At 31.0% G+C, this 25,004-nt stretch carries 24 protein-coding genes; 14 read left to right on the top strand and 10 right to left on the bottom strand.

Annotated features, from left to right (window positions below; translation table 11 throughout):
- Positions 1 to 28: 28 nt before the first annotated feature.
- The 9 genes from ABD766_RS09005 to ABD766_RS08965 form a co-directional block, all read right to left on the bottom strand.
- Complete coding sequence (locus ABD766_RS09005; RefSeq protein WP_344816364.1) at positions 29 to 451, bottom strand: protease complex subunit PrcB family protein; 423 nt, start codon at positions 449 to 451, stop codon at positions 29 to 31.
- Entirely contained in the window at positions 448 to 1,596 is a 1,149-nt protein-coding gene (bshA, locus tag ABD766_RS09000) for an N-acetyl-alpha-D-glucosaminyl L-malate synthase BshA (protein ID WP_344816363.1), read from the bottom strand. The genes ABD766_RS09005 and bshA overlap by 4 nt, the downstream gene beginning before the upstream one ends.
- A 67-nt stretch (positions 1,597 to 1,663) precedes the next feature.
- A complete protein-coding gene (locus ABD766_RS08995) occupies positions 1,664 to 4,663 on the bottom strand; it encodes a serine hydrolase domain-containing protein (protein WP_344816362.1) in 3,000 nt (999 codons plus the stop codon).
- A 15-nt stretch (positions 4,664 to 4,678) separates the two neighbouring features.
- Positions 4,679 to 5,161, bottom strand: a complete 483-nt coding sequence (locus ABD766_RS08990) for an ABC transporter ATPase (RefSeq protein WP_344816361.1) — start codon at positions 5,159 to 5,161, stop codon at positions 4,679 to 4,681.
- A 62-nt stretch (positions 5,162 to 5,223) separates the two neighbouring features.
- The gene (locus ABD766_RS08985; RefSeq protein WP_344816360.1) at positions 5,224 to 6,015 is read right to left on the bottom strand and encodes a (Fe-S)-binding protein; all 792 of its coding nucleotides are present in this window, start codon (positions 6,013 to 6,015) and stop codon (positions 5,224 to 5,226) included.
- A 76-nt stretch (positions 6,016 to 6,091) separates the two neighbouring features.
- On the bottom strand, positions 6,092 to 6,538 hold the full coding sequence (locus ABD766_RS08980; RefSeq protein WP_298303985.1) for an LNS2 domain-containing protein: 447 nt from the start codon (positions 6,536 to 6,538) through the stop codon (positions 6,092 to 6,094).
- 131 nt (positions 6,539 to 6,669) lie between these two features.
- Positions 6,670 to 8,004 (bottom strand): 4Fe-4S dicluster domain-containing protein, encoded by a 1,335-nt coding sequence (locus ABD766_RS08975; RefSeq protein WP_344816359.1) that lies wholly within the window; start codon positions 8,002 to 8,004, stop codon positions 6,670 to 6,672.
- 15 nt (positions 8,005 to 8,019) lie between these two features.
- Entirely contained in the window at positions 8,020 to 8,970 is a 951-nt protein-coding gene (locus ABD766_RS08970) for an MlaD family protein (RefSeq protein WP_344816358.1), read from the bottom strand.
- 35 nt (positions 8,971 to 9,005) lie between these two features.
- A complete protein-coding gene (locus ABD766_RS08965; protein WP_344816357.1) occupies positions 9,006 to 10,175 on the bottom strand; it encodes an N-acetylmuramoyl-L-alanine amidase family protein in 1,170 nt (389 codons plus the stop codon).
- Positions 10,176 to 10,258: 83 nt separating this feature from the next.
- Between ABD766_RS08965 and ABD766_RS08960 the strand changes: the two genes are divergently transcribed.
- The 6 genes from ABD766_RS08960 (at position 10,259) to ABD766_RS08935 (ending at position 16,934) form a co-directional block, all read left to right on the top strand.
- Positions 10,259 to 13,003, top strand: coding sequence for a putative LPS assembly protein LptD (locus ABD766_RS08960; RefSeq protein WP_425556577.1), 2,745 nt, complete (start codon positions 10,259 to 10,261; stop codon positions 13,001 to 13,003).
- Between the two features lie 54 nt (positions 13,004 to 13,057).
- The gene (locus ABD766_RS08955; protein ID WP_344816355.1) at positions 13,058 to 13,438 is read left to right on the top strand and encodes a RidA family protein; all 381 of its coding nucleotides are present in this window, start codon (positions 13,058 to 13,060) and stop codon (positions 13,436 to 13,438) included.
- 73 nt (positions 13,439 to 13,511) lie between these two features.
- Entirely contained in the window at positions 13,512 to 13,880 is a 369-nt protein-coding gene (locus tag ABD766_RS08950) for a hypothetical protein (RefSeq protein WP_344816354.1), read from the top strand.
- An 84-nt stretch (positions 13,881 to 13,964) separates the two neighbouring features.
- Complete coding sequence (locus ABD766_RS08945) at positions 13,965 to 14,867, top strand: hypothetical protein (protein WP_344816353.1); 903 nt, start codon at positions 13,965 to 13,967, stop codon at positions 14,865 to 14,867.
- Positions 14,868 to 14,937: 70 nt separating this feature from the next.
- Complete coding sequence (locus tag ABD766_RS08940) at positions 14,938 to 15,489, top strand: hypothetical protein (protein WP_344816352.1); 552 nt, start codon at positions 14,938 to 14,940, stop codon at positions 15,487 to 15,489.
- Between the two features lie 218 nt (positions 15,490 to 15,707).
- Positions 15,708 to 16,934, top strand: a complete 1,227-nt coding sequence (locus tag ABD766_RS08935; protein ID WP_344816351.1) for a PIN-like domain-containing protein — start codon at positions 15,708 to 15,710, stop codon at positions 16,932 to 16,934.
- A gap of 213 nt (positions 16,935 to 17,147) precedes the next feature.
- Here the strand turns inward: ABD766_RS08935 and ABD766_RS08930 are convergent, their stop codons facing one another.
- Positions 17,148 to 18,704: an IS1182 family transposase gene (locus tag ABD766_RS08930; protein WP_344816350.1), complete on the bottom strand. Its 1,557-nt coding sequence runs from the start codon at positions 18,702 to 18,704 to the stop codon at positions 17,148 to 17,150.
- Between the two features lie 193 nt (positions 18,705 to 18,897).
- On the opposite strand from ABD766_RS08930, the gene ABD766_RS08925 reads away from it, so the two are divergent.
- From ABD766_RS08925 to ABD766_RS08890, 8 genes are read left to right on the top strand one after another with little or no spacing between them, the layout of a single operon-like run.
- A complete protein-coding gene (locus ABD766_RS08925) occupies positions 18,898 to 19,377 on the top strand; it encodes a hypothetical protein (protein ID WP_344816349.1) in 480 nt (159 codons plus the stop codon).
- Positions 19,378 to 19,379: 2 nt separating this feature from the next.
- Positions 19,380 to 20,324, top strand: coding sequence for a DUF6175 family protein (locus tag ABD766_RS08920; protein WP_344816348.1), 945 nt, complete (start codon positions 19,380 to 19,382; stop codon positions 20,322 to 20,324).
- Entirely contained in the window at positions 20,311 to 21,339 is a 1,029-nt protein-coding gene (locus tag ABD766_RS08915; RefSeq protein WP_344816347.1) for a hypothetical protein, read from the top strand. The genes ABD766_RS08920 and ABD766_RS08915 overlap by 14 nt, the downstream gene beginning before the upstream one ends.
- Positions 21,340 to 21,383: 44 nt before the next feature.
- Positions 21,384 to 21,557 (top strand): hypothetical protein, encoded by a 174-nt coding sequence (locus tag ABD766_RS08910; RefSeq protein WP_344816346.1) that lies wholly within the window; start codon positions 21,384 to 21,386, stop codon positions 21,555 to 21,557.
- 13 nt (positions 21,558 to 21,570) lie between these two features.
- Positions 21,571 to 23,103 (top strand): hypothetical protein, encoded by a 1,533-nt coding sequence (locus tag ABD766_RS08905; protein WP_344816345.1) that lies wholly within the window; start codon positions 21,571 to 21,573, stop codon positions 23,101 to 23,103.
- A 5-nt stretch (positions 23,104 to 23,108) separates the two neighbouring features.
- Complete coding sequence (locus tag ABD766_RS08900) at positions 23,109 to 23,483, top strand: DUF1573 domain-containing protein (RefSeq protein WP_344816344.1); 375 nt, start codon at positions 23,109 to 23,111, stop codon at positions 23,481 to 23,483.
- An 8-nt stretch (positions 23,484 to 23,491) separates the two neighbouring features.
- Entirely contained in the window at positions 23,492 to 24,220 is a 729-nt protein-coding gene (locus ABD766_RS08895; RefSeq protein ID WP_344816343.1) for a hypothetical protein, read from the top strand.
- 7 nt (positions 24,221 to 24,227) lie between these two features.
- Positions 24,228 to 24,719, top strand: a complete 492-nt coding sequence (locus tag ABD766_RS08890) for a hypothetical protein (RefSeq protein WP_344816342.1) — start codon at positions 24,228 to 24,230, stop codon at positions 24,717 to 24,719.
- Positions 24,720 to 25,004: the final 285 nt, after the last annotated feature.

The raw sequence follows: 25,004 nt of genomic DNA, 5'->3' as shown, positions 1-25,004 counted from the left end.
AATCCCGATTTTTCAATCGGGATTTTTTTTATCTTATTTCTATTGGCTTCTTAGATTTTATTTTAATTACATAACATGGTTTAGTAACTGCCATTGTGGCTACTCCTTTAGGTTCAATTTCTTTTAAAGTGACAATTACTTTGTCAGCTAATTCTTCTACCTTTTGAACTTCTAGAGTATAACCACCTGATTTTTTTTCACCCATGTTGACTAATATAAAATTACAAGTTTCTATATCTTCCTTTTTTACATAGGGTTTTATCATATCATCAGTTAGTAAAATATTAAATTCCTTCTCATCTGATACAATTTCGTAAAATTGAAAAGAGGCTCCACCATATTCACTACCAAAAAGAACATCATACATAGGTTCTGAAATCATTGGAGGTTTTGATGAAGAGCAAGAAAAAAGTGTTATAACTAATAAAATTGCACCGAGTTTTTTTATCATGATAAATTTATTTGCTTAGATTTTTCAATTGCATTATGATAGATTTCTTCATAAATTGGCAATATGTTTTTTATGTCAAATTGTTTTGCTACCGATAATGCATTTTCTTTAAACGTATTTAAAGTGTCAATATTGCTTAAAATTTTTATAGCATTTTCAGCCATCTCCTCTACATCACCTACATTACTTAAATATCCTGACTTTCCATCAAAGTTAACTTCAGGCAAACCTCCAGAATTACTTGAAATAACTGGAACTGACCATGCCATAGCTTCTAAAGCAGCTAAACCAAAACTTTCTGTCTCTGATGGCAATAAAAATAAATCTGAATAAGAAAGAATTTGATCAATTTCATTACTATTTCCAAAGAAAATCACTTTCTCTTGAATTCCAAGTTCTTCGCACATTCTTTCGGCAATCTCTCGTTCTGGACCATCGCCTACCATCATTAATTTGGCAGGAATTTTTTGTTGTATTTTGAAGAAAATCTTAACAACATCAGGAATTCTTTTTACTTTTCTGAAATTACTTATGTGAGTAATTATACTTTCATGCTTTTCTGCCATTACAGAACGTTGGCAAGATATCAAGGGTTCATTGCGATGCTTTTCTAACTCTATAAAGTTTGGAATAACATGAATTTCTTTATTTATATCAAAATGTTTATACGTATCGTCTTTTAAACTCTGCGAAACAGAAGTAACTACATCCGATTTGTTGATGCTAAAACAAACAGCTGTTTTATAAAATGGATGTTTTCCTACTAAGGTAATATCGGTTCCGTGAAGCGTAGTAACCATTGGAATATTAATTCCTTCATCTTTCAACATTTGCTTAGCCATATAACCTGCATAAGCATGTGGAATTGCATAATGTACATGTAATAACTCAATACCATATAATTTTACCATATCTACCAATTTGCTAGATAGTGCCAATTCATAAGGCTGATAATGAAACAAAGCGTATTCAGGAACATTAACTTCGTGATAATGCACATTTGAGTTTAAAAGTGCCAAACGAACAGGTTGTTTGTAGGTAATAAAATGAATTTCGTGTCCGCGATGTGCTAATTCAAGACCGAGTTCAGTAGCGACAACACCACTTCCACCAAAAGTTGGATAACAAACGATTGCTATTTTCATTGCTGATTTTTAGAAGTACGAAGTTACTGAAAATCCTAATGAAATTCGTTAACAAATAATTAAAAATCTATTTATCTAAAATAGCTTCTTGAATAATCTTCTGAATATCTTCTCTAATGTTTTCTTTGGAAAGTTTATTTACCTCTGTATTACCAGGATAAGTTCTGTTTGACAAAAACACATATACTATTTCAGTTTCTGGGTCAGCCCAAGCTATAGTTCCAGTAAAACCTGTATGTCCAAAACTCGACATCGATACACATCCACAAGTTGGACCTTCTTTTCCTAATTGAGGTTTGTCAAAACCTAATCCTCTTCTATTTCCTTCTGAACAGAAATGACACGTATTGAAAGTATCAAATGTTGATGGTGAAAAATATTGTTTATCACCATAGTTACCTTTTTGAAGATACAATTGCATCATTTTGGCAATATCCATAGCATTTGAAAAAATTCCAGCATGTCCAGCAACACCACCTTGCATCGCAGCTGTCATGTCATGAACATAACCTTGAATTATAGTATGACGAAAATAGTTGTCATTTTCTGTTGGTGGAATTACACCATAATCAAATTTTCTAAGTGGATTAAACATGGTATTGTTCATTCCTAAAGTTTTATAGAAATTCTCTGTACTCAATTTATCAAGAGTTTTTCCAGTAGCTTTTTCTAGATATTCTTTTAAAATGATAAAAGTAAAATCGCTATATTTATATTCTTTTTTGTCTAAAAGTTTACTATCAGCAATCTGTTTTAAAATACTATCTTGATAGTCATTTCTGATGTATAGATTCTCAGCAACTTGATAATTAAATCCTTCTTTATTATACAAACTATATATTTTATCAGATGGACATTTGTCAGCATCTAAAGTGTTTTTGTAAAAAGGAATCCAAGCTTGTAGTTTTGCATAATGTGAAAGCAAATCTTTAAACACAATATCTTGCTTATTGGTTCCTTGAAAGATTGGTAACATATCACCCAATTTGGAATCTAAAGTAACTTTTCCATTATCATATTGTTGCATTACATTTGGTAATGTAGCTACCATTTTTGTAATCGAAGCTACATCATAAATATCTGAATTAGATACTTTTGTTTGCTTGTCATAAGTGTGATATCCATACGACTTTTGAAAAATAACTTTACCTCTTCTAGCTACTAAAATTTGCATTCCTGGAGCCATTTTACCATCAATAGCCTTTTTAGCATAAGTATCAATTTTAGATAAAATACTCGGACTCATACCAACATTTTCTGGTGCAGTGAATCCTAATCTATTTAACTTATCAGTTCTTAGTCCGAAACCTTCTTTAAATTCTTCGTTGATTGTTACTGGTAATTTTCCTTGCGGTTCAAAAGCTCCAAAAAGTAATTGAGCACTAACTTCTTGAGCAATGTCACCATTTTGATAAGACATTACCACTCCTTCAATATCATCAAAACTTGATATTGCAGACAAAGAATAAGGTTTAGTAAATGCATCTAAAATAACTACATTATTTTTAGCAATTTCTTGAAGCCAAACCAATTCTGTTTCAGAAAAATCATGCTTTTTCCAAGCTCTATCCGATTTGTGAAAACCTACTATGACAGTGTTATAGTCTTTAAGTCTTACTTTAAGTGAATCAATGTTATCTTCTGAAATTTCAGTTATTTCAGTATATTTTTTTATAGTGCTAACAAAAGAAGAATTTACATCATCTCCTAATTTCACATAAGCAATTTTTTGGTCAAGATTTTTAATGGGAAGAATGTTGTCCTTATTTTTTAAAACCGTGGTAGCATGTTCGAAAAGTTGATATTGTAGCGCATCTTTAAACGTCGTATTCAAATCGGATGCTATATTTTTTATATCAACAGGTTTATAATTGTTTAATCCTATTTTAAATTTATGAGCCAATATTTTTTTTACAGATTTTGCTAAACGCTCTTCTGTAATTAGTCCATTATTATAGGCTTCAGAAATTTTTTGATACGCCAAAGGAACATTTTCTGCAAAAAGTAAAATATCATTTCCAGCCATAAAAGCTTCTAAATCGATATCTCCAGGTTTCATAAACTTACTTGCCGCTTTCATATTCAAGGCATCGGTAAAAATCAAACCATCAAATCCCAATTCCTCTTGAAGTAAATTAGTTACCACATTATACGAAACAGAAGTCGGAAAATTATCTCGTGGCTCAATACTTGGAATGTTCAAATGAGCTACCATAACAGAAACTAATCCTTCATCAAACATTCTCTTGTAAGGATACAATTCAACTTTTTCTAATCGGTCTTTTGTAAAATTCACTAATGGCAAAGCATAATGAGAATCTAAAGCAGTATCTCCATGTCCTGGAAAATGCTTTCCTGTACAAAAGACACCTTCACTTTGAATTCCTTCCATAATTGCAATGGCGTGCTCGGTAACATTTACTTTGTTTTCACCAAAAGAACGGTGTCCAATGATAGGATTTTTTGGATTGGTATTGATGTCTAAAACTGGAACGAAGTTGAAATGAGCTCCAATTCGTTTAGCTTCTTGAGCCATATTTCTACCAACTTTTTCTATAAGTCGTAAATCTTTTATTGCACCAAGTGTTGTATTCCAAGGATATTTGTAAGTGGAATCTAAACGCATACTCAATCCCCATTCAGCGTCAATCCCAATAAACAAAGGCACTTTTGATTTTGATTGAAAACGATTAGTTAATTTGGCTTGACGAACTGGACCTCCTTGAAAAAAGATTAAACCACCAACTTTATTTTGAGTAACTAACTTTTCAACAGCATTGAAATGAACTGTATCCTTATTGGAATAAGCAGCAACCATAAACAATTGTCCAACTTTTTCTTCAAAAGTCATTTGAGTATAAATACTATCAACCCATTTTGTTTCTAATGAAGTTTCTTTGAAATAATTTTTACGTTCTGATTTTGGAACTGGAATATAAAGATCTTCCTCAATTGCCAACTCAGGTTTTTTAATTACACCAACAGAAGATTTGCCCTTTGTAGGTCCGCAGTTGGTTACAAAAGTTATTATTACAAACAATAAAAGTAGCTTACTTATATTTTTCATGAAAGAAGATAAAAATTAAAAGAATCTACTGTGCCAGCTTTCACTTGCAGGGATTTCCCATCCTTCATTGAGTTCTTCTATTGTATTAACGAGATTATTGAAAACTATTGTGTTTTCAGAAACCGATTTATCTTTTGCTAGTTTTTTGAATTCTAAAAGTGTTTTATAAGTAATAAATTCACCTTGTTTAAAAGCAACATTCATTTTATCTAATAAATCTACACTGTATTTTTGTTCTAAATTTTGAATAAATCCAACCGATGAATCTATTGAACATCCAGTTGCAGGATGAAATTCTTGATTAACAGATATAATAATAAAACGATTATATTTTATTGTAAATGAAGCTTCTAATGAAGTTCCGTGTGCTGACCAATTTTCAATAAATTGCTTCAAATCTTTTTCAATTTCAGCAACTTCTTCATCAGAAAATTTTCTACTGGATTGGTAAATCCAAATTCTAGATTCTTGAGGTAAATTTTCAAATGGTATGTACATTGTAATATCAGATTTTTGATATTAGATATTAGATATTTAAAAACTAATATTTAATTTTTATTTTATAAATCTTGAGCGTTTGCTATTAATTCAGCAATATCAAGAACTTTAACTTCAGCTTCTTTTTCTTTGTTTTTAACTCCATCAGTCATCATCGTATTACAAAATGGACAGCCTGCTGCAATAATATCTGGTTTGGTTTCAAGAGCATCTTCAGTTCTTTCGATGTTGATTTCTTTGTTTCCTTTTTCAGCATCTTTAAACATTTGAGCACCACCTGCTCCACAACAAAGTCCGTTGGCTTTAGAACGCTTCATTTCAACCAATTCAGCATCCAATTTTTGAATTAAATCTCTTGGTGCTTCATAGATATTGTTAGCACGTCCTAAATAACATGGATCATGAAAAGTAATTCTTTTACCTTTAAATTGTCCACCTTCAATGGTTAATCTGCCTGAATCCAGTAATGATTTAAGGAATTCTGTATGGTGAATAACTTCATATTTTCCTCCTAATTCTGGATATTCATTTTTCAAAGTATTGAAACAATGCGGACAAGCAGTTACGATTTTCTTAGCTTCATAAGCATTTAGAACTTCAATGTTCATCATGGCTTGCATTTGAAAAAGGAACTCGTTTCCGGCACGTTTTGCAGGATCGCCTGTACAACTTTCCTCTGTTCCAAGAACGGCAAATTCTACATTAGCACGATTTAAAATTCGTACAAATGCTTTGGTAATTCTTTTTGCTCTATCGTCAAAACTTCCTGCGCAACCAACCCAAAATAATACTTCTGGTTGCTTGCCTTGACCTAACATCTCTGCCATTGTTGGCACGTTCAATACTTCTGACATCTTTTAATTTTAGATTTTAGATTTTAGGTATTAGATATATTTTGAAAATCTAATATCTAAAATCATATATTTAATATTACTCATGTTGTCCATCGTCAAAAACCTCGATGGTTACTTCTTTTTCTATTAAATCAGTGAATTTTCCTCTGTAACGAGTCGCTTTCACTAAATGATTATCTATCCAATGGTAATTTCCTCCACGAGGTTTTCCCATTACCATACCATGATATTTGAAACCGTGTTGTTTTAACCAACGCTCAGTATATTCTCTATGCGCTTCTGTTCTAGAAGTAAAGAAAAAGATAATGTGACCTTCATCATACCAACGATTTAATGTTACTAATGCATCTGGATAAACCTCTGCGGTTAACATTCTTTCTGGTTCTTCGTTTGGAATATCATCACAGATGGTTCCGTCAATGTCGATTAAATAATTCTTAACTCCTTCTGGTAAAATTGGACTTAAATGTTGTCCGTTTTCAGTAACTGGTTGTAAGGTTTTGTCAATGTCTTCCGCTTTCATTTTTTTTTAATTTTATTATTTCACATTCATATAGACAAGTTTCCAATCCTCACAACATGGAAAATTATCATTTATTTTTATATATAATTGTGATAAATCACAATCCAAATCAGATGAATTTTATTCATCAATTATTGTTCATCTTTCCAATTCAATCTATCCATTTGATTGTATTGCCATGGTGCACCATTATTTTCAATATTGGTCATCATTGCATTTAATGATTGTGGCGCAGCACTTTGCTCCATAACCAAGAAACGACGCATATCCATTATAATTGACAATGGACTAATATTAACTGGACATTCTTCAACACACGCATTACATGAAGTACACGCCCATAATTCTTCTGCTGTAATGTAATTGTTTAATAACGATACGTTATCTGGAACAAAAACACCTTTATTTTTATCAATATTTCTTCCAACTTCTTCCAGTCTGTCTCTTGTATCCATCATGATTTTACGTGGAGACAATTTTTTTCCTGTTTGATTTGCAGGACAAGCCGAAGTACAACGTCCACATTCGGTACATGTATATGCGTTTAATAATTGTACCCAATTCAAATCCATTACATCGGAAGCCCCAAATTTACTTGGAACTGCATTTTCATCAACTGGTTGCGCTGCGAATGGATCGGCATTCGGATCCATCATTAACTTTACTTCTTTGGTAACACTTTCTAAATTATCAAATTTTCCTTTAGCATTTAAATCTGCAAAATACGTATTTGGGAATGCTAAAAGAATATGTAAATGCTTAGAGAAATATAAATAGTTTAAGAAAATTAAAATTCCGATAATGTGTAACCACCAAAAAGTTCTTTCTAACATGAATACTAATTGTGTACTCATTCCGTCAAAAATTGGAGTTAGAAACTGTGAAATTGGAAACGAACCTGCTTTTTCATAATGACCGAAAACTTCTGGAAGATTTTGAAGATGCAAATCGGCAGCGTTCATTAAAAGGAATAATGACATCAAAACTACTTCAAAATATAAAATATAATTTGCGTCATTTCTTGGTTTTCCATTCAAATCGGAACTTGCAAAACGTTTCAATTTGGTTACATTTCTTCTTATCCAAAAAATAATTACAGCAACAAGTACTAAAAAGGCAAGAATTTCAAATGAACCAATAAGCACATCATACAAACCACCCATAAATTTGAAAACTCTATGCGTACTAAAAAGTCCGTCAATGATGATTTCTAATAATTCAATATTGATAATTACAAAACCAACATATACAATAATATGAAGAAAACCTGAAACAGGTCTTTTTACCATTTTAGATTGACCAAGAGCAATCATTGCCATATTCTTCCATCTTTCAGAAGAATTATCGGAACGGTTTACATCTTGTCCAAGTTTAATGTTTCGGATAAGTTTCTTTACATTGATTGTAAAATATCCAAATCCTATAATTAATAATAGTGCAAAAAATATATTGGCTAAAATTCCCATAATAGTCGTTTTATTCTATTTAATTGTATCGTTTATTGGCGCGACGTAAGGTTTGTTTTTCTTTCCGAAAAGTGAAACGTTAACATAGCGTGTTGGGTTTAATCTTAAGTCTTGTAGCAATAACTCCAATTCTTTAGAAGTTTTGGTAAAGTTATTATACATCGCATCGTCTTTCATCAATTTACCCATTGTTCCTTTACCCGCTTGCATATCGCCCATCATTTTATCAACGTTGGCAAGTGTTTTTTCTAAATTCTTAACCGTTTGACCAATATTTGCTTTAGCCAAAGAATCAGAAACTTTAGAGAAATTTGCAGAAGCTTTTTCAACATTCGACATAGTTCCACTAATTTTAGACTTGTTTTGAGCTAACATTTCGTTTACTTCTTTAGAAGCACCTTTAAATTGAGCTAAAGTCTCGTTTAAATTAGCCAAACTATTTCTAAGATTCTCTTTAGATTTTGCATCCAAAACTTGATTTACATTTTCTAACATTACATTAGCATTATCAAGAAGTTTGGTGATTTTATCTTTTAGTGGTTCTATTTGCTTAGCTAATTCATCTGTCAAGCCAAGTTTACTTGAAGAAACTAGAAAATCGCCATCAACAGCATCTTGACCTTCTTTAGTTGGTATAATAGCAATTTGTTTTCCACCAATTGGACTTGGAGCATAAATTTCTGCTACACTAGTTTTCTTAATTGGAAAATCAGAATTGATTTGCATTTCAACTTTGATTTTTCCTGTTTCATTATTGATAACTATGCTATTTACTTTTCCAACTACCAATCCGTTAATTGTAACTGGCGAAGAAACCGTTAATCCTTCAACATTGACATATTCTACATATAATTTTTTGTAGTTAGTAAATAAGTCTCTTCCTTTTAAAAAGCTATAACCCCAAATAAATAATAAAATAGAGGCAATAACTAAAATAGCGGTTTTAATTTCTCTTGATAATTTCAAAATTGTTGTTTTTTTTAGGTTTCAAAAATAGTATATTATTTGATAACATCTTTCACATCTATGCTTTTCCCATCTTTAAAAGCAATAATAAATGCTGATGCGTAACCTTTGTTTTTGGCATCTTGTAATAATTTTTTAGCTTCATCATAATTAGAAGTTTCACCATACATATACTTATAAATACTATTATAATAAGAACTAGATATATTTTTCAATCCATTGAAGTTACTTGGTGTAGTTTCTAACTTCTTAGAACTAGCCGATATTTGAATTTTAAACACCACTCCTTTTGCAGTTGGTTTTGATTCAACTTTTGGTTCCGTTTTTTTAATAACAGAATCTACTTTCTTTGGCTCTGGAGTAGTTTTTATTGGTTTATCTTCAACTCTTTGTGATGGTTTAATATCTGGTGTTGCATCTGCTTCACCACCATCAAAAAAATCTTTTTTGTAACTTATAATGGCTTTAGCAATAGCTTCAGCAATATCTTGTTGCCCTTCTTCGGAATCTAAAATAGCTCCTTCAACTGGATTTGATAAAAAACCTGTTTCAATAAGAACTCTTGGCATATAAGCTTTGTGTAATACCATAAATGCTGCTTGTTTTACTCCTCCAGCTCTACTTTTCTTTCCCAAATCTTGTACAAATCGATCTTGAATTTTTCCTGCTAAAGCAATACTATTTTCAATAAATTCTTCCTGCATGATTGTCATTCCCAACATAGTTTCTGGCTTATTAGGATCAAATCCTTGGTATTTTTGCTTATAATCCTTTTCATAAGTAATTACCTCATTTTCCCTTTTTGCAGCTTCAAGATTAGAAGCATTTTTAGACATACCCATTACATAAGTCTCAGTTCCATCTGCAGCGGTATTCTTATTTGCATTGCAATGAATAGATACAAAAATATTAGCATCCGCTCTATTGGCAATATTAGCTCTTTCAATTAATCCGATAAAAACATCCGTTTTTCTTGTATAAATGACCTCTATACTAGAATTCTTTTCTAATATCTTACCAACCTTTAAAGCTATGGCTAAGTTAATGTTCTTTTCGATGTGACCATTATATACTGCACCAAAATCATGATCTCCATGTCCGGCATCTAAAGCTACTTTAAATTTATTGGATTGCGAAAAACCAAGTAAGGAACACAACAATAATGTTAAAGAAAAGGTATATTTGATTCTATTTGTGTTAATCATTGTTACAAAAGTTAATTTTAATTAAAACTTCAAGGTTATAAATTTATTATTTATCTATTTTTGACGAAAAATAATATGTAAGTTTGGCTCTTCAAAAATCAAGCCATATTTTTACAAAAATAGCATTTAAACCTTTGCGTACAAACTTATTTTATATCGTTTTATCAGCATATTTCCTAACAATTGGAAGTTCCAATTTATTTGCGCAAGATTTACCTAAAAGCAAGAAATCTTTTCCTGCTAAAAATCAAGCAACTAAGCCTGAAAAACCATTAGAATCAGAAACTGAATTACCTAATCCTACAATTAAAAAAATTGATACTTTAAAGCTCGATACAGTTAAAAAAATGAAATCGGTGCTTGAAGGAAAGGTAAAATATCGTGCGAAAAAATACGCCAAGTTTGACCAAAAGAAAAAAATAATTACACTCTACGATGGTGCCGAATTAAATTACTTAGACTACGAATTAAAATCGGGAATTATTGTTTTTGACTATGAAAAGAACGAAGTTTATGCTGGTAGATTGAAAGATTCTTTAGGTAATTACACTCAACTTCCTTTATTTAAACAAGGCGCTAATGTGGTTGAACCTGATTCCATTCGATTCAACTACAAAACTAAGAAAGCGTTGATTTGGAATTCTAGAACCTCACAACAAGAAATGAACATAAGAACAGATGTCGTTAAAAAGGAAAACGATTCTGTTTATTTTATGAAAGGCGCTCGAATCACTACCGCTAAGGATCTTGATGATCCTGAATACTATTTCTTTGCAAGAAAAGCCAAATTAGTTCCAGGTAAAAAAGTAGTGGTTGGATTAACAAATATGTATATTGCTAATGTACCAACACCAATTGCCTTGCCTTTTGCCTTCTTTCCTATTACAGAAAAAAGTCGCTCTGGAATTATTCCACCAAGTTTTGGTCAAAATAATACTCGTGGTTATGCTTTACAAAACGGAGGATATTATTTTGCTTTAAGCGATAAATACGATTTGACCGTTCTCGGTGATTATTTTACTAATGGAAGTTATGCTTTGCGGTTTGAATCGAGTTATGCCAGTAAGTATAATTTTAATGGAAATGTAAACGTACGTTTTGAAAACCAAATTAATAGCGAAAGAGGTTTTCCAGATTATTCTAAAAGTAGAGTTTACAACATTCAATGGTCGCACATGAAAGACCCTAAATCGAATCCGAATTCTAGATTTTCGGCTTCTGTAAATTTAGGAAGTAGTCAGTATTTTCAACAATCTATAAATATTGCAAATATTGGTTCTTCGTTAAACAATACTTTAAATTCGTCTATTTCCTATCAGAAAACGTTTAATTCTTTGCCACAAGTGAACTTATCGGTTACGGCAAATCATTCACAGAATACCCAAACCAAGCAAATAAGTATGACTTTACCAACGCTTCAGGCAAGTGTTGACAGAATATTTCCGTTTGCTCCAAAAGATGGAGTTAAAAAAGGGTTTATCAAAAACATCAATTTACAATACAACCTTAGAGCTGAAAACCAATTTCAAACAACGGACACCTTATTTTTCAAAAAGGAAATGTTTGACAAAGCTAGAACAGGAATGCAACACACCATTCCGTTAAGTACTAACTTTAAAGTATTCAAACATTTTAGTGTATCAACCTCGGTTAATTATCAAGAAACTTGGTATTTAAAAACTATTAGAAAAGAGTTTCAAGTCACTTCAAATCCACCTGTTCTTCCTGCTGGAAAAGTGGTTACTAGAGATGTAAATGGTTTTGATGCTTTTAGAACTTACTCGTTTTCAAACTCTGTTGGAACTGTAATTTATGGTACTTTCAAATTTAAAGAAACTGCAAAAATTCAATCTATTCGTCATACTATTACACCTTCTATTTCTCATAGTTATTTGCCAAGTTTTGAAAAGTATTACGATACTTATGCTACAGATGCAAGCGGAACAATGGCAAGATATACAAGATTTGAAAACGGTGCTTTTGGTGCACCAAGTGAATCATTTGCTAACAATATTGGATTTAGCATTAACAATAAATTTGAAGCCAAAGTAAGAGATAAAGATTCTACCGCAACTGCACCAAAGAAGATTGTTTTATTGAATAACTTAACCTTCTCAGGTAATTATGATATGGCAGCAGATTCCTTACGTTGGTCGCCAATGCGTATTAGTGGTGGAACTTTATTGTTTAAGCAAAAAATGAATGTGAACTTTGCTGCAACTTTAGATCCTTATGCACTTGGTGATAAAAATCAAAGAATCAATACTTTTAATATTGAAAATGGTGGTGGACTTTTTAGAATGACCAGCGCCAATATGACGATAAATTATTCGTTAACCAGTTCGAAAGACGATAAAAAGAAAAATATTCAAGGTGCCAGAAATGGTGGACGTGAAGATGATTTATTTGGAAATAATGCCGAAATAAATTCACCTCAAGTAACTGATCCAAATGAGGAGGAAGAAGAGGAATTTAGTGGTTTTTACAATGCCGAAATACCCTGGGATGTTAATTTAGCCTATTCGGTCACCTACTCCAATATAACTGGTGAAAAGAAAATCTCCAGTCATTCCTTGATGGTTTCTGCAAATACTAATTTGACACCCAAATGGACTATAGGAGTTTCCTCTGGATATGATTTTACCAATAAAGGTGTAACTTTTACACAAATACGTTTGAATCGTGATTTAATGAGTTGGAATATGAATTTCAACTGGTCGCCATTTGGACAAAATTCATTTTGGGGATTCTTTATTGGAATCAAAGCTGGTGTCTTGAGTGATATTAAGTATGACAAGCAACAGCAGAGAGATCAAACGTTGAGATAGTTTTAGAGATTTGAGATTTGAGATTCGAGATTTGACATTACATTTTAGATTTTTATGAAAAAAATAATTATTACAGATAAGGCTCCTGCTCCTATTGGACCTTACAATCAGGCTGTTTTGGTGGGCAATACACTTTATACTTCTGGACAAATTGCTTTGAATCCTGCAACAATGGAATTGGTTTTAGACGATATCGAAACTGAAACCAAACAAGTAATGGAAAACATGAAAGCTGTTCTAGAAGCTGCTGAAATGACTTTTGAAAACGTAGTAAAAACAACGATTTTTATCATGGACATGAACGATTTCGCTAGAATAAACAACGTTTACGGAAGCTACTTCGACGAAAAAACAGCACCAGCTAGAGAAACCGTTCAAGTAGCTGGTTTGCCTAAAGGTGTTAATGTTGAAATTTCGATGACTGCTGTTAAGTAGAAAACACCAAATACCAAGGTAAATTTTGAAAATTATTTTGTAGCTTTGATTACTACAAACTACTTTTTTAGTAATGAAACGCCTTATAAATTTAGCTTTACTAATTACCTTTCAATTTTGTTATTTAGAATGGCCTCCTAACAATGCTATGTTTATTTTTGAAGGTGAAATAGAAATTTTCTCTAAAACTGAAAATTGGTTTAGCAACTTCACACATCCTATAATTCTTATTGGATTTTTAACTCAAATCGTATTGCTTTTAGGAGCTGTTATTCCCAACTTTAATAAAAAACTCAACACTTTAGCCGTTCTTCTTTTAGGCATTTTAGTGCTTTTCTTTTTCTTTATTGGAATTATGGCTTTGAATTACAAAATTGCTCTATCAACTCTTCCCTATTTAGTATTGATGCTTTTGTATTTTATTAAGTATAGAAAATTGTGATTTTAAAATCAAGTAAAACTACTTAGTGACTTTTTGAAACTATTTATCTATATTTGATTATTACTTTTCATCTAATCTAAAGCTATGAAACAAGCTGGCCTATTGCTTTTACTTCTTTGTATCAACTTTTCTTTTGCTCAAGACAAAGAAACTATTACCATACCAAAAGGAATTGTTTACAATTATTGTGATCCTAAAGTAGTTGAAAAAGCCAAAAAATTAATCACACAAAATTTATTAAATTCTGATAACAATAAATTATTGCAAAATACTTTAATCATTGGTCCTGAGTTATGGAAACGCTACAAATACAATAAAAAAATTCAAGCTATTGAGAAAGGACGAGTTGAATTTCATGTAGATAATTTAATTATCGAAGGAAAAATGAGTCAGGACGTTAAAGATACTAAGATTATTTGGGAAGAGTTTAAAAATGAAGTAGCGCAAGATTTTACAATACGAAAAGCAAATGAGCACGAACTTCGTTATTATTGGTCGGTTATATCGTTTGATATTGATGAGCCGTTGCTGATTGTTGAAACTAAGGAGCATAATTACATTTTAAACATTCTAAAAAAAGATTTAAAATTGATGTGGCTAGACGAAGCTCCAAGAGTGAAAACCGAAAAAACTATAGCTGAAAAAGGAAAAAAAGAAACTAGAATTGAAAAAATTAAGTTGTTGAATACAGATGAAGAACTTAAAGAAAATACAAACTTAGAAGATATTAAATTCATTCTAGATAGAACCAACTTAATTTTTGAAGAGCTATTCAAAACTTCTACTAAATCTGGAAGAATTTTTATTCAATTTGAATTAAAAAAAGACACCAATGAAATGCGATATGCTGTAAAAGACGACATTGATGAGGAACTAATGAAAGAATTTGAGAAAAGAATCAACAACGAGAAGTTTCCCAATTCTAAAAAAGATGCTGTAAAGTTTCAAATAGTTTTTATAGTAAATTCGGTTAGTGATATGGAGTAATTGATTTGTTATTAATTATTTATCAATTTTAAAATAGACTTTCTAAACATTAATTATTTGGAGTTAAAAAATGAAGAAAATTAACTACTATCAAATTATACCTTATTTAATTACTACTCTAGTTGTTTTACTCAATGTTTTAGTTTTAAGACCTTATGTTAATTTATATTATTATGATCGGCAAGTAATTGAATTTAAAAAGTCATCATGGTTTTTTACCATCGTTTTGGCTCTACTTTTACTAATTGCACTAATAATTTATGCCTACAAAAAAAGAAAACTTAATAAACCGTTTTTATTGAATAGTTTATTTGTAGCAGTTTTATTTGCCTTCTTTATAAAAATATGGATTGATAATGCTTTACTTTATATTAATACCAAATTCGATAACGGAACAATTGCAAAATCATATACCATAAGAAAATTTGTTGATTTGGATGCTCCTTTATTTTATGACAACAAAAAAGAAATACCATTTTCTAAAAACCAATTGGAGAAAATAGAAGCTGCTAGAAAAATGAAAAACCTGAAATCAATTTATCTACTAAAAGACAACGACACTATAAACATCAATTACAAAATTGGTTTTTTAAAGATTAACTATTTGAAAATTAGAAACTAAACCCACATTTAAAATACTAAACCACACAAATAGTTAAGATTATAAAAAAGTAATACATTTTTGAAAAACAGGTGTTTTTACGTAGTTTTTATTTGTAGGAATTGGTTATATTTGGGAAGATTTGTCATACAAATCGTTTTTTTTTTTTTGATATTTGTATACATATATGGTTAGACAAAATTATAAAAAAATCTTTTAAAAAATTAATCTTTTAAATTATGAAGAATATCTTTCCTGGTTATTATAAAAAAAGCGAAGAAGAGATTAAAAAGATTTGGGAATTAGGTATTATAGTATTTGATACTAATGTTTTACTTAATCTTTACAGATACTCTGATTCAACTAGAGATACAATTTTAGATTTAGTTAGCAAATTTTCTAAACAGATTTTTTTGCCTCATCAAGCTGGATTAGAGTACAATAGAAATAGATACGAGGTAATTGCAGAGCAAGAAAAAGCATATAAAGAGTTTTTGGAAAAAATTTCACAAATTCAAAAAGATTTGCAGTCTACTAATAAACCACCATTTCTTTCATTGAAAGTAGATTCAGATTTAAATTCAGTTTTTGAACATGTAAGCACAGAAGTTAAAGATAGTATACAAAAATATTGTGACTTTCTAAAAGATGATCCAATATATAATAAAATTTCTGAGCTGTTTAAAAATAAAATTAGCAAATCTTTTACAGATGAAGAATTATCCTTAATCTATAAAGAAGGAGAAGAAAGATATAAAGCTAAAATGCCACCTGGATATGAAGATGAAAAAACAAAGGATGGTAACAGAAAATTCGGAGATTTGGTTTTATGGAAACAAGTAATAGAGTTAGCTAAAGACTTAAAAAAGGATATTATATTGATAACCGACGAAAGAAAATCTGATTGGTGGTGGAAAATTAAAGATGGTAGAAATATGGGGCCAAGACAAGAGTTGATTGAGGAAATTAAATCTCAAGCAAATGTAGATTTTCATATGTATTCATCAGAGAGATTTTTAAGTTATGGTCAATCTTTTTTGAAAGAGAAAATTAATCAAAAAGCACTTGAAGAAATTCAAGCAATGAAGAAAGCTGAAATTGAACACATTAATAGAGTTAAATACAAATTAGCTGAAAGTAATGAATCTATAAATTTAAATGAGTTAAAAATACAAGAACAAATTGAATACTTAAAAAGTAGAATTAATTCTTTAGATAATCAAAAATATAATTTAAGAAAACATATTCATAGCTTAATAAAAGATTCGGATGAAGATTCTGAACTTCAAGAGCATATTCATAACTTAAACATTCGTGAATCAGAACTTACTGAAGAAAAAGAAGAATTAGAAAGTAAAATTAAAAATTTGAAAAATTATCTTTTAAAAAGCAGAAAGAAAGAACACTTTATTGACATTAAAGATCGAATAAGAAAATTTCTAGATGAAAATGGTAATGAATTATAAAATAACTGCGCCTAAAAGATGTTTCAAGAATTGCGAAGCTCTGTATTTATCTGAAATCGGAAAGATTTTTAATTAAAGTTTTGGTTAATTTTTGAAGGCTTAGGCTTGGTTCATCGCCACTTCTTGAAGCCGCAAAACGTCAGGATGTGAAAAAACCCTATTTTCTTCCAAATTACCAATTTCAATAACGCTATACTTTCTATTTAAGCTACGTTAAATTTTGATGTATTTTGAGTGAGTAGTTCTAAAAGTTATTTGAGCTAAAAACAGCTTTAAATAGGTCGTTTTTGCATAAAGCCAAGCCTTTCTCTTGTAAGGCGAGTTCCATGTCTTGAGTTTGGCTATTAAATCGGGAACGCCAAGAATATTGATACTGCGTTTGATGTTGTAAACTAGCATGATTAAACTGTGTTCGCCGTTTACTTTTTCTAATCCCACTAAATCCGTATAACTGTAACCCCATTTTCGTTTGATCGTTCCAAAGATGTGTTCATTAATCTCTTGTCGTTTGCGATACAGTTGGGCGTTTGTTTTGTAACGCTGGTGGTTTTCTTCTACGGCTTCGGCATATTGACTTCTATCTATTTCTCTTCCGCCCTTTCTACTGGTGCAGTGGTCTTTTACAGGGCAAGTTTTACACGCTGAAGTTCGGTATTTTTGGAACCTATAACCACTTTCTTCGGTACGACCCGTTTTCTTGTGCCAACGACCTGTTGTCGTTAGTGTTTGCCCTTGCGGACAAGTATAGGTGTTGCCTTCTTTGTTGTAAGTAAAGTTTGAAACAAAATACTCGGGTTGGGTGCCGTTTTCGTTACTCTTTCCTTGCTCTGGAACTGCTACTATGGTGGTGATGTCGTTTTGTTTACAAGTATCTATTTCGCGTCCGGTATGATAGCCTTTGTCTACTAAAACCGTGAAAGTTTCTAATTCTAAGTTTTCTTTTGTTTCTAAAGCAATGGCAGATAAAGCATTTTTATCATTTCGGTTTATGGTATGCGTGGCGACTACCAAGTTGTGTTTGCTATCTACTGCAGCTTGAATGTTATACGACACTTCAACTACTTGACCCTGAACCAGCAAGGCTCTAGCGTCGGAATCTGTAGTGCTTACTTGTGGTTCGCCGCTTTGTATTAGTTGTTCTTCAAGGAGTTCATACTTGATTTTGTTTTGCTGTAAACGTTCGATTTTTTGTTGGATATTTTTTATGGCAACTGGATTTTCTTGAATATCATTTTGTTCCAATTGATCTAAATATTCTTGCGTTTTGGCTTCAATATATTCTTTATGCTTGTCGATTTTCTTTTGGTTGAAGTTCGATTTCTTGCTGTTGTGGGCTCTGGATTTGGTACCATCAATAGCTATAGTTTCTCCAGCAATTAAATCGGCATCTTTTAAAAACGATACAAACAATTTGAAAAGCTGTTTAAGGGCTTTGGGATTGTTTTTTCTAAAGTCGGCTATGCTATGATAATTCGGGCGAATATCCTCCAAAAGCCATTGCACTTCGATGTTGCGAAAACATTCATTTTCCAATCGTCTAGAGCTGCGAACTCCGTTGAGATAACCGTATAGATATAATTTTAAAAATACATCGGTTATGAAGCTCGGACGACCTTCGGTTTTTAAAACAGTAGGCTGAAAACCAACTTTATCAAAATCAATAACTTTTACAAAAGCCTCAATAAATCGGACAGGATTATCAGCACCAATCTTGTCTTCTAGACTACTAATTTGCAGTTGGTGGCGGGAAATTCCTTCGATGTGTTGCATGATTAAAAATACAAAATAGCTGTTTTTCTTACAAATTTTTTACTATATTTGTTTGAAAGATTGTGAAGTTTTTTCACAGTCTGACGTTGGCAGCAAGAGTGTTGGACGTCAGTACTCCGACAAAAACATGAACAATGAATTGCATACGAAGAATATAAAAACTAAATTTATAAACTTTTAAGTTATGACAGTTATGAACAAAGCCAGACATTTTCTAGTACTTCTATTAACAACTTCCTTTTTGCTAATGGCGTTTAAAGAAAGTTCTAATAGTTATCAAACGGAATGTATATCCTTGGAAACAGACGGATATATTTCATTTAAAATATGGGACACCAAATCAGGAAAGTCTTATAAACCAGAACAAGCAAGAGAGGATGCTATTCATGCTATTTTGTTTGCTGGCATCGCAGGAGGTAATGGTTGTTCAACCCAAACTGCTCTACTCATAAAATCAGAAGACATTGATAAATTCAAAAAAATAGAAAAATACTTTTTCGGTTCAAAAGGAAAATGGGCGCAATTCACTCGAAGTTCCGCAACAGAAACAACATTGCCTGTAAATCTTGGCGAAAAGAACTGGAAAGTATATCAAGTAAGTGTTTCTAAAGACGCTCTTAAAAAATATCTCGTAGAAAAGTCAATTTTAAAATCAATAAACACAGGATTCTAATTATGAAAAAAACACAACTTATATTATTGTGCTTATCTATTATAGCAATAAGCCAAAATATCTTTGGACAAGCAAAGAAACCGACACTAATGGTTTTACCAAGTGATAATTGGTGCGAACAACGTTATTTTATGACCGAGTTTGATAATCAAGGAACAAAACAAAAAGTTCCAAATTACAAACAAGCATTTCAAGAAGATACGGAACTAGGGCAAGTAATTACTAAATTGAATTCATTGCTAATAAGAAAAGCATTTGAGCCAAAAGTTGCTGAACAAGAATTGAAAAGCATTGAGGCAAAAACAGCCGAAGACAACATGACTAAAAGTGTTGCCAGCGGTGCTCAAATTTACGAGAGTCAATTGGATAAACTCAGAAAAAGAGTAAAAATGGACATCATTATTCAATTGTGGTGGAAAGTAAATAAAGATAAATCTGTTTCATTCACTTTGGAAGCATTTGACGCATACACTAATAAAAGTATTGCTGCACAAACATTTAATGCCCCTCCATCCGATGATATTATGCCTGTAAAATTGGAAAAAGCTATATCAAATTCATTTGACCCATTTTTAGGTGACTTGCAGAATCATTTTAATGATATGCATACTAATGGACGAGAAATATTGATTACACTAAAACGTTGGGATAATTGGGACAAAAACTTTGAAACAGAAATTAATGGAGAAGAGTTAAGCGATTATATCAATAAATGGATGAACGAAAATACCATTAATAAAAGATTCAACAGAACAGAAGCAACCGAAAACCTTATCATTTTTGAACAGGTACGAATTCCTATTTACGACAAAAACAACAACCCAATGGATGCTAGAGAATTTGCAAAAGGTTTACAAAAATATTTAAAAGCAAGCCCTTTTAACTATGAAGTAAAACTTATGCAAAGAGGCTTAGGCGAAGCAATTTTAGTTCTTGGAGAAAAATAAAAAAATAACTATGAAGAAAATATATTTAATAATCTGTTTTGGCATTCATTTTATAAACTTGAATGCACAAGAAGTCCTTAAATTGGATGACTTTGGCAAAATAGCACTTAATCCTTATGTGAGTGAACAGGCTAAACTTCCAGCAGAAGCAAAAGCTCAATTAGAAATTAAACTAAAGCAAATTGCAAGTAATTATGGTATGGCTGGCAGTGTTGCTAATCCACGTTTTATCATAACAGCTAATATTTCTATAACAACAAAAGACATTATTCCTGGACCACCACAGCAAATAGCACAAAACATGGACATCACTTTATTTATTGGGGATGCTATTGAAAATAAAATATTTTCCAATATCGTTATTTCATCAAGTGGCGTTGGCACTAATGAGAACAAAGCATTTATTGATGCCATAAAGCAAATTAACACAAAGAACAATAAAATAGAAGCATTTCTACAAGAAGCTAAAAACAAAATAATTGCCTACTATTCCACTCAATGTGATTTTATTAATCAAAAAGCTGTTGCACTAAAACAACAAGAAAAGTATTCTGAGGCAATATACACCCTTGCTCAAATTCCTGAAGTTTGTAAGGAATGCTATTTTAAAGCATTAAACGAAATGGCAGTTGTTTATGATTTAAAAATAAATGTGGACGGTAAAACTCGATTAAGTGAGGCAAATGCAATTTGGTCGGCTAATCCAAATAATGAAGGGGCTCAGCAAGCTATCAACTTAATTATGCAGATAAATCCACAAGCAAAATGTTATTCGGAGGCAACAAGTTTACTAAAAACGATTAATGAAAAAGTTATTGCCGATGAAAAAGAAAGATTGCGTAAACAAGAAGAATACGAAAAGCGTCAACAAAAAATTGATGCTGAAAATTCTAAAGCAGAAGCCGAATTAGAGAAGCAACGAATAAATGCTTATCGTGAAGTTGCTGTTGAATATGCAAAAAATCAACCTCAGGTTGTGTATCGTAATGTGTATCGTAACATTTATTGGTATTAAATAAATCAAACAAGAGAAAAAACAAATCTTAAATAACTCAAAATATGGAAGCTAAATTTAAAGTAAATGATATTGTAAAACACATTGAAACTTCGGAAGTTTACAAAGTAATTGAAGTAAACAAAGGAGAATATCAATTTTTCTACAAATTAGAAACAGACGAAGGAATCAAAATTGAAACACCTTACTCTGAAAATATTCTTGAAATAAGTAACTAATTAACAAATTAAAATGAATAAGAATTTTATAATACTACTACTTGTATTTTGTCAAACATTAGTTTTTGCACAAGATAAAAAAGTAATGAAAATCGCCAAGTATATTGAAAAAGGTAAAGGCACAGAAGCTAAGGAATTATTAGATGAGCTTGATAGTAAGAAAGAATACCAATCTGACATTTACTATTGGTATGTAAGAACTGTTTATTATAGGAACGCTGCACTTGCTAACACAGATTCTCCATCAGAATTGGCAGAAGCTCGCAAGTCATTTGAAAAACTGGTTGAATTTGACAAAACAGACCAATCAAAATCTTTTACTCAGTATATCCCTCAAATAAGGAAGGATTTGTATGAAGGGAAAAATCAAATCAGTAAATCAACTGGAAGTTCAAGTTCAATTAGCCAAGCTAATGATAACGGAAAGACAGTTACATTAACTCAAATTGGACAGGGCAAAACGAAAGATGCTGCAAAGTATAACGCACTTCGCAATGCAATAGAAAAAGCATTTGGTACATTTATTTCTTCAAACACAACTCTTCTAAATGATGAATTAGTGAAGGATGAAATAGTTTCTGTTTCAACAGGCAATATTCAGAACTTTGAAATATTATCAGAAACACAAATGCCTAATGGCAGTTATTCAAGTGTTGTAAAGGCAACCGTTTCTATTGTAAAACTTACCTCATTTTGTGAAAGCAAAGGAATAGTTGTTGAGTTTAAGGGTGGATTGTTTGCTGCAAATATAAAACTTCAAGAACTTAATAAGAAAAATGAAGAGGCTGTGATGGCAAATTTATTTAAAATTTTAGATAAAATTGTAATGAAAGGTTTCGATTTTAAAATTGAGGTAAGTGAACCGAAAAAGGATACCTACAATGATGATAAATGGATAGTTAATTTTTCGGTAACAGCATCAGGAAACAAAAATTTAGAAAATATTAAGGACATAACAATGAATACAATAAAAAATATTTGTCTAAGTCCACAAGAAATAATTGCGTATTCTAATCAAAATTTAAGTAAGTATAGTGTTAAAATTAATGGTCGAGATTATTATTTCAGAAGTTCATTTTCAACAATTTATTTACGAACGATATTTGAAAAGAAAGTTCCATTAGCATCATTAAATTTTTCAACAAGTGATGGTTTAAACAAATATGAATGTATATCATTGATAGAATCTAATTTACAAGAGGGCAGAACTATTCAAAAGAAAAGTGATTGGCCTTGCCTATGCAATAACTGTGAAGATTGTGGATATGAAGGTTCTATTAAGTCAAATTATAAAACTAATATTTATAAATTTCTTGGAGGTATCAATCCATCTAATTTTCAATCGATTAGCGATTCTTATTCTTCTTATGATAGTAGGTTTGAAATTCCAAATATTGATCTTGAGATATTTAATTCAAAAGAGATTGTATTTGCATACGACCGAAATACTTTCCCTATCGAAATTATCTATTACTTTCAAAAGACTTATTCAATGGATCAATTGTCGAAAATAACTGAATATAAAGTTCAACCAATAATTAAATAATTAATATGAATAATCTACTAATACTCATTACGCTTTTTATCAATTTAAACCTGACAGTCATAGACCCATCTGAAGGTTTGTCATTTCAAAGTACAACAATTGACTATGGAAAAATATTAATAAGTTCAGATGGTAAGAGGCAATTCGATTACACCAATACCAATAAAAAATCAGTATTCATTACAAGTTCAAAACCATCATGTGGTTGCGTTGTTATTAAATATAATGAAAATGAAATAAAAAAAGGTGAAAGTGGCGTAATAGAAGTTTATTATGATACTCGAAGATTGGGTAAGTTTACTAAAACTATTACTTTAACAACATCAAATTCAGATAAAGAAATAGTATTGACAATTAAAGGTGAAGTTGTCAACAATTAATTAGCAATATGAACAGTACAGATGTAAAGCATTCAATTATACAAGGGATAAAGGAAATATTTTATTTCAACAACCTAGCCAATATAGACTCATCGTATTTTATCAAGCCTGAATATTTGTTAACTGTTAAAATTGCAGAACAATTAGCATTGAGTAAAAAGGGATACTTAATTAAGTTAGAAGAAGATACTTCCACATTTGCTAAAAGTTGTGTTAAATCGTGGAATAATGGTTTGGTAAACGATGATTCTCACAATAGCGAAAGGAATGGAAAAATAGATATTGCAGTTTATTCGACAAAATCTAATTCTGGTCATTACCCAAACCAACCTTTATTCCCAATTGAGATAAAGAATATTAACCCTTCAAAGTATAGCTTTTTAAAGGACGTGGAAAGGAATATTGAGTTTTTTAATATTTCAGATGTAAATACTGGCGATTCTGTTCTGGAATTATCCTATAATGTAGCAATTGAAGAATTTAAGGACATATTCAAAGAACATGTTCCTGACAAAATTTTATCTGTTAAAGAAAAATATAAAAATTGGATACAAAACAGCAATTTGATAACAAATGATTTATCTTTTGATGTATTTGCTGAATGTGTTGATAGTCCCATTTTTTCAATAAATGACAAGCCAAATCTAGATGAAGGAGATGACCCTTCATTATATTTCAGTAATGAATATACTAGAATTGGTGTCATTGTTGAAATCTATAGAAAACCTAAAGTCTAAAAAAAATATGGAAAATAATATTTTAAAGTTTTGCTCAATTATATTTCTATTTATAGCAATGCCGAAAGCATACACCCAAAGTTATAATGACGAAAAAACAAGCATGGCAAACTACTTAAAAAGAATGTACAACAATACAGCTTTTGAAGGTGTAAAAGTTTTGGAATCTGCTGAAGGCAATTTTTTCATTTCCGTTATTTCTTTAGAAAAAGCAAAATACACCAGCCAAAGCACAATGATGAGAGTTGCACAAGTTAAAGCACAATCTCAAGCCAACACATTTTTTAATGGTTCAACCATTTCATCAGACTTCATTATTAAAACAACAGAAGAAAAACAAAAAGATTCAGCCAACACAAAAACTACATTAGAAACGATAGAAACTATTCGTGAAAACTCAATTGGTTTTGTAAAAGCAATGGAACTTCTTACAAACTTTGACATTGAAGATGGCAAAAGAATGGTCTTCATATATTATAAAGAATTAGAAACAAAATAATTATGCTAAAAGCAGAAAGACTTATTGAACTAGGTTTTGAGAAAAAGGAAATTAGTGGTTCGGTGTAATACGACAAAGAAGATTATATATTAAAATCAGAACTTGGTAAGTGGTTGACCTGTGCTAACCACGAGGGCATTATTATCACTACTCTATTAGTAATTGACACAGAACAAGAACTTGAAAAACACTATTTAGAATCGACTGGAAAGAATCTAAAATAGACGAAGTGCTACTTGCGAAAAGACACGGACAAAATAACACAAGCTGCCAACACGGGTAGCT

This window comes from Flavobacterium cheonanense, assembly GCF_039539185.1.
GTDB classification, from domain to species: domain Bacteria; phylum Bacteroidota; class Bacteroidia; order Flavobacteriales; family Flavobacteriaceae; genus Flavobacterium; species Flavobacterium cheonanense.
This window is presented reverse-complemented; position numbering and strand designations above follow the sequence as displayed.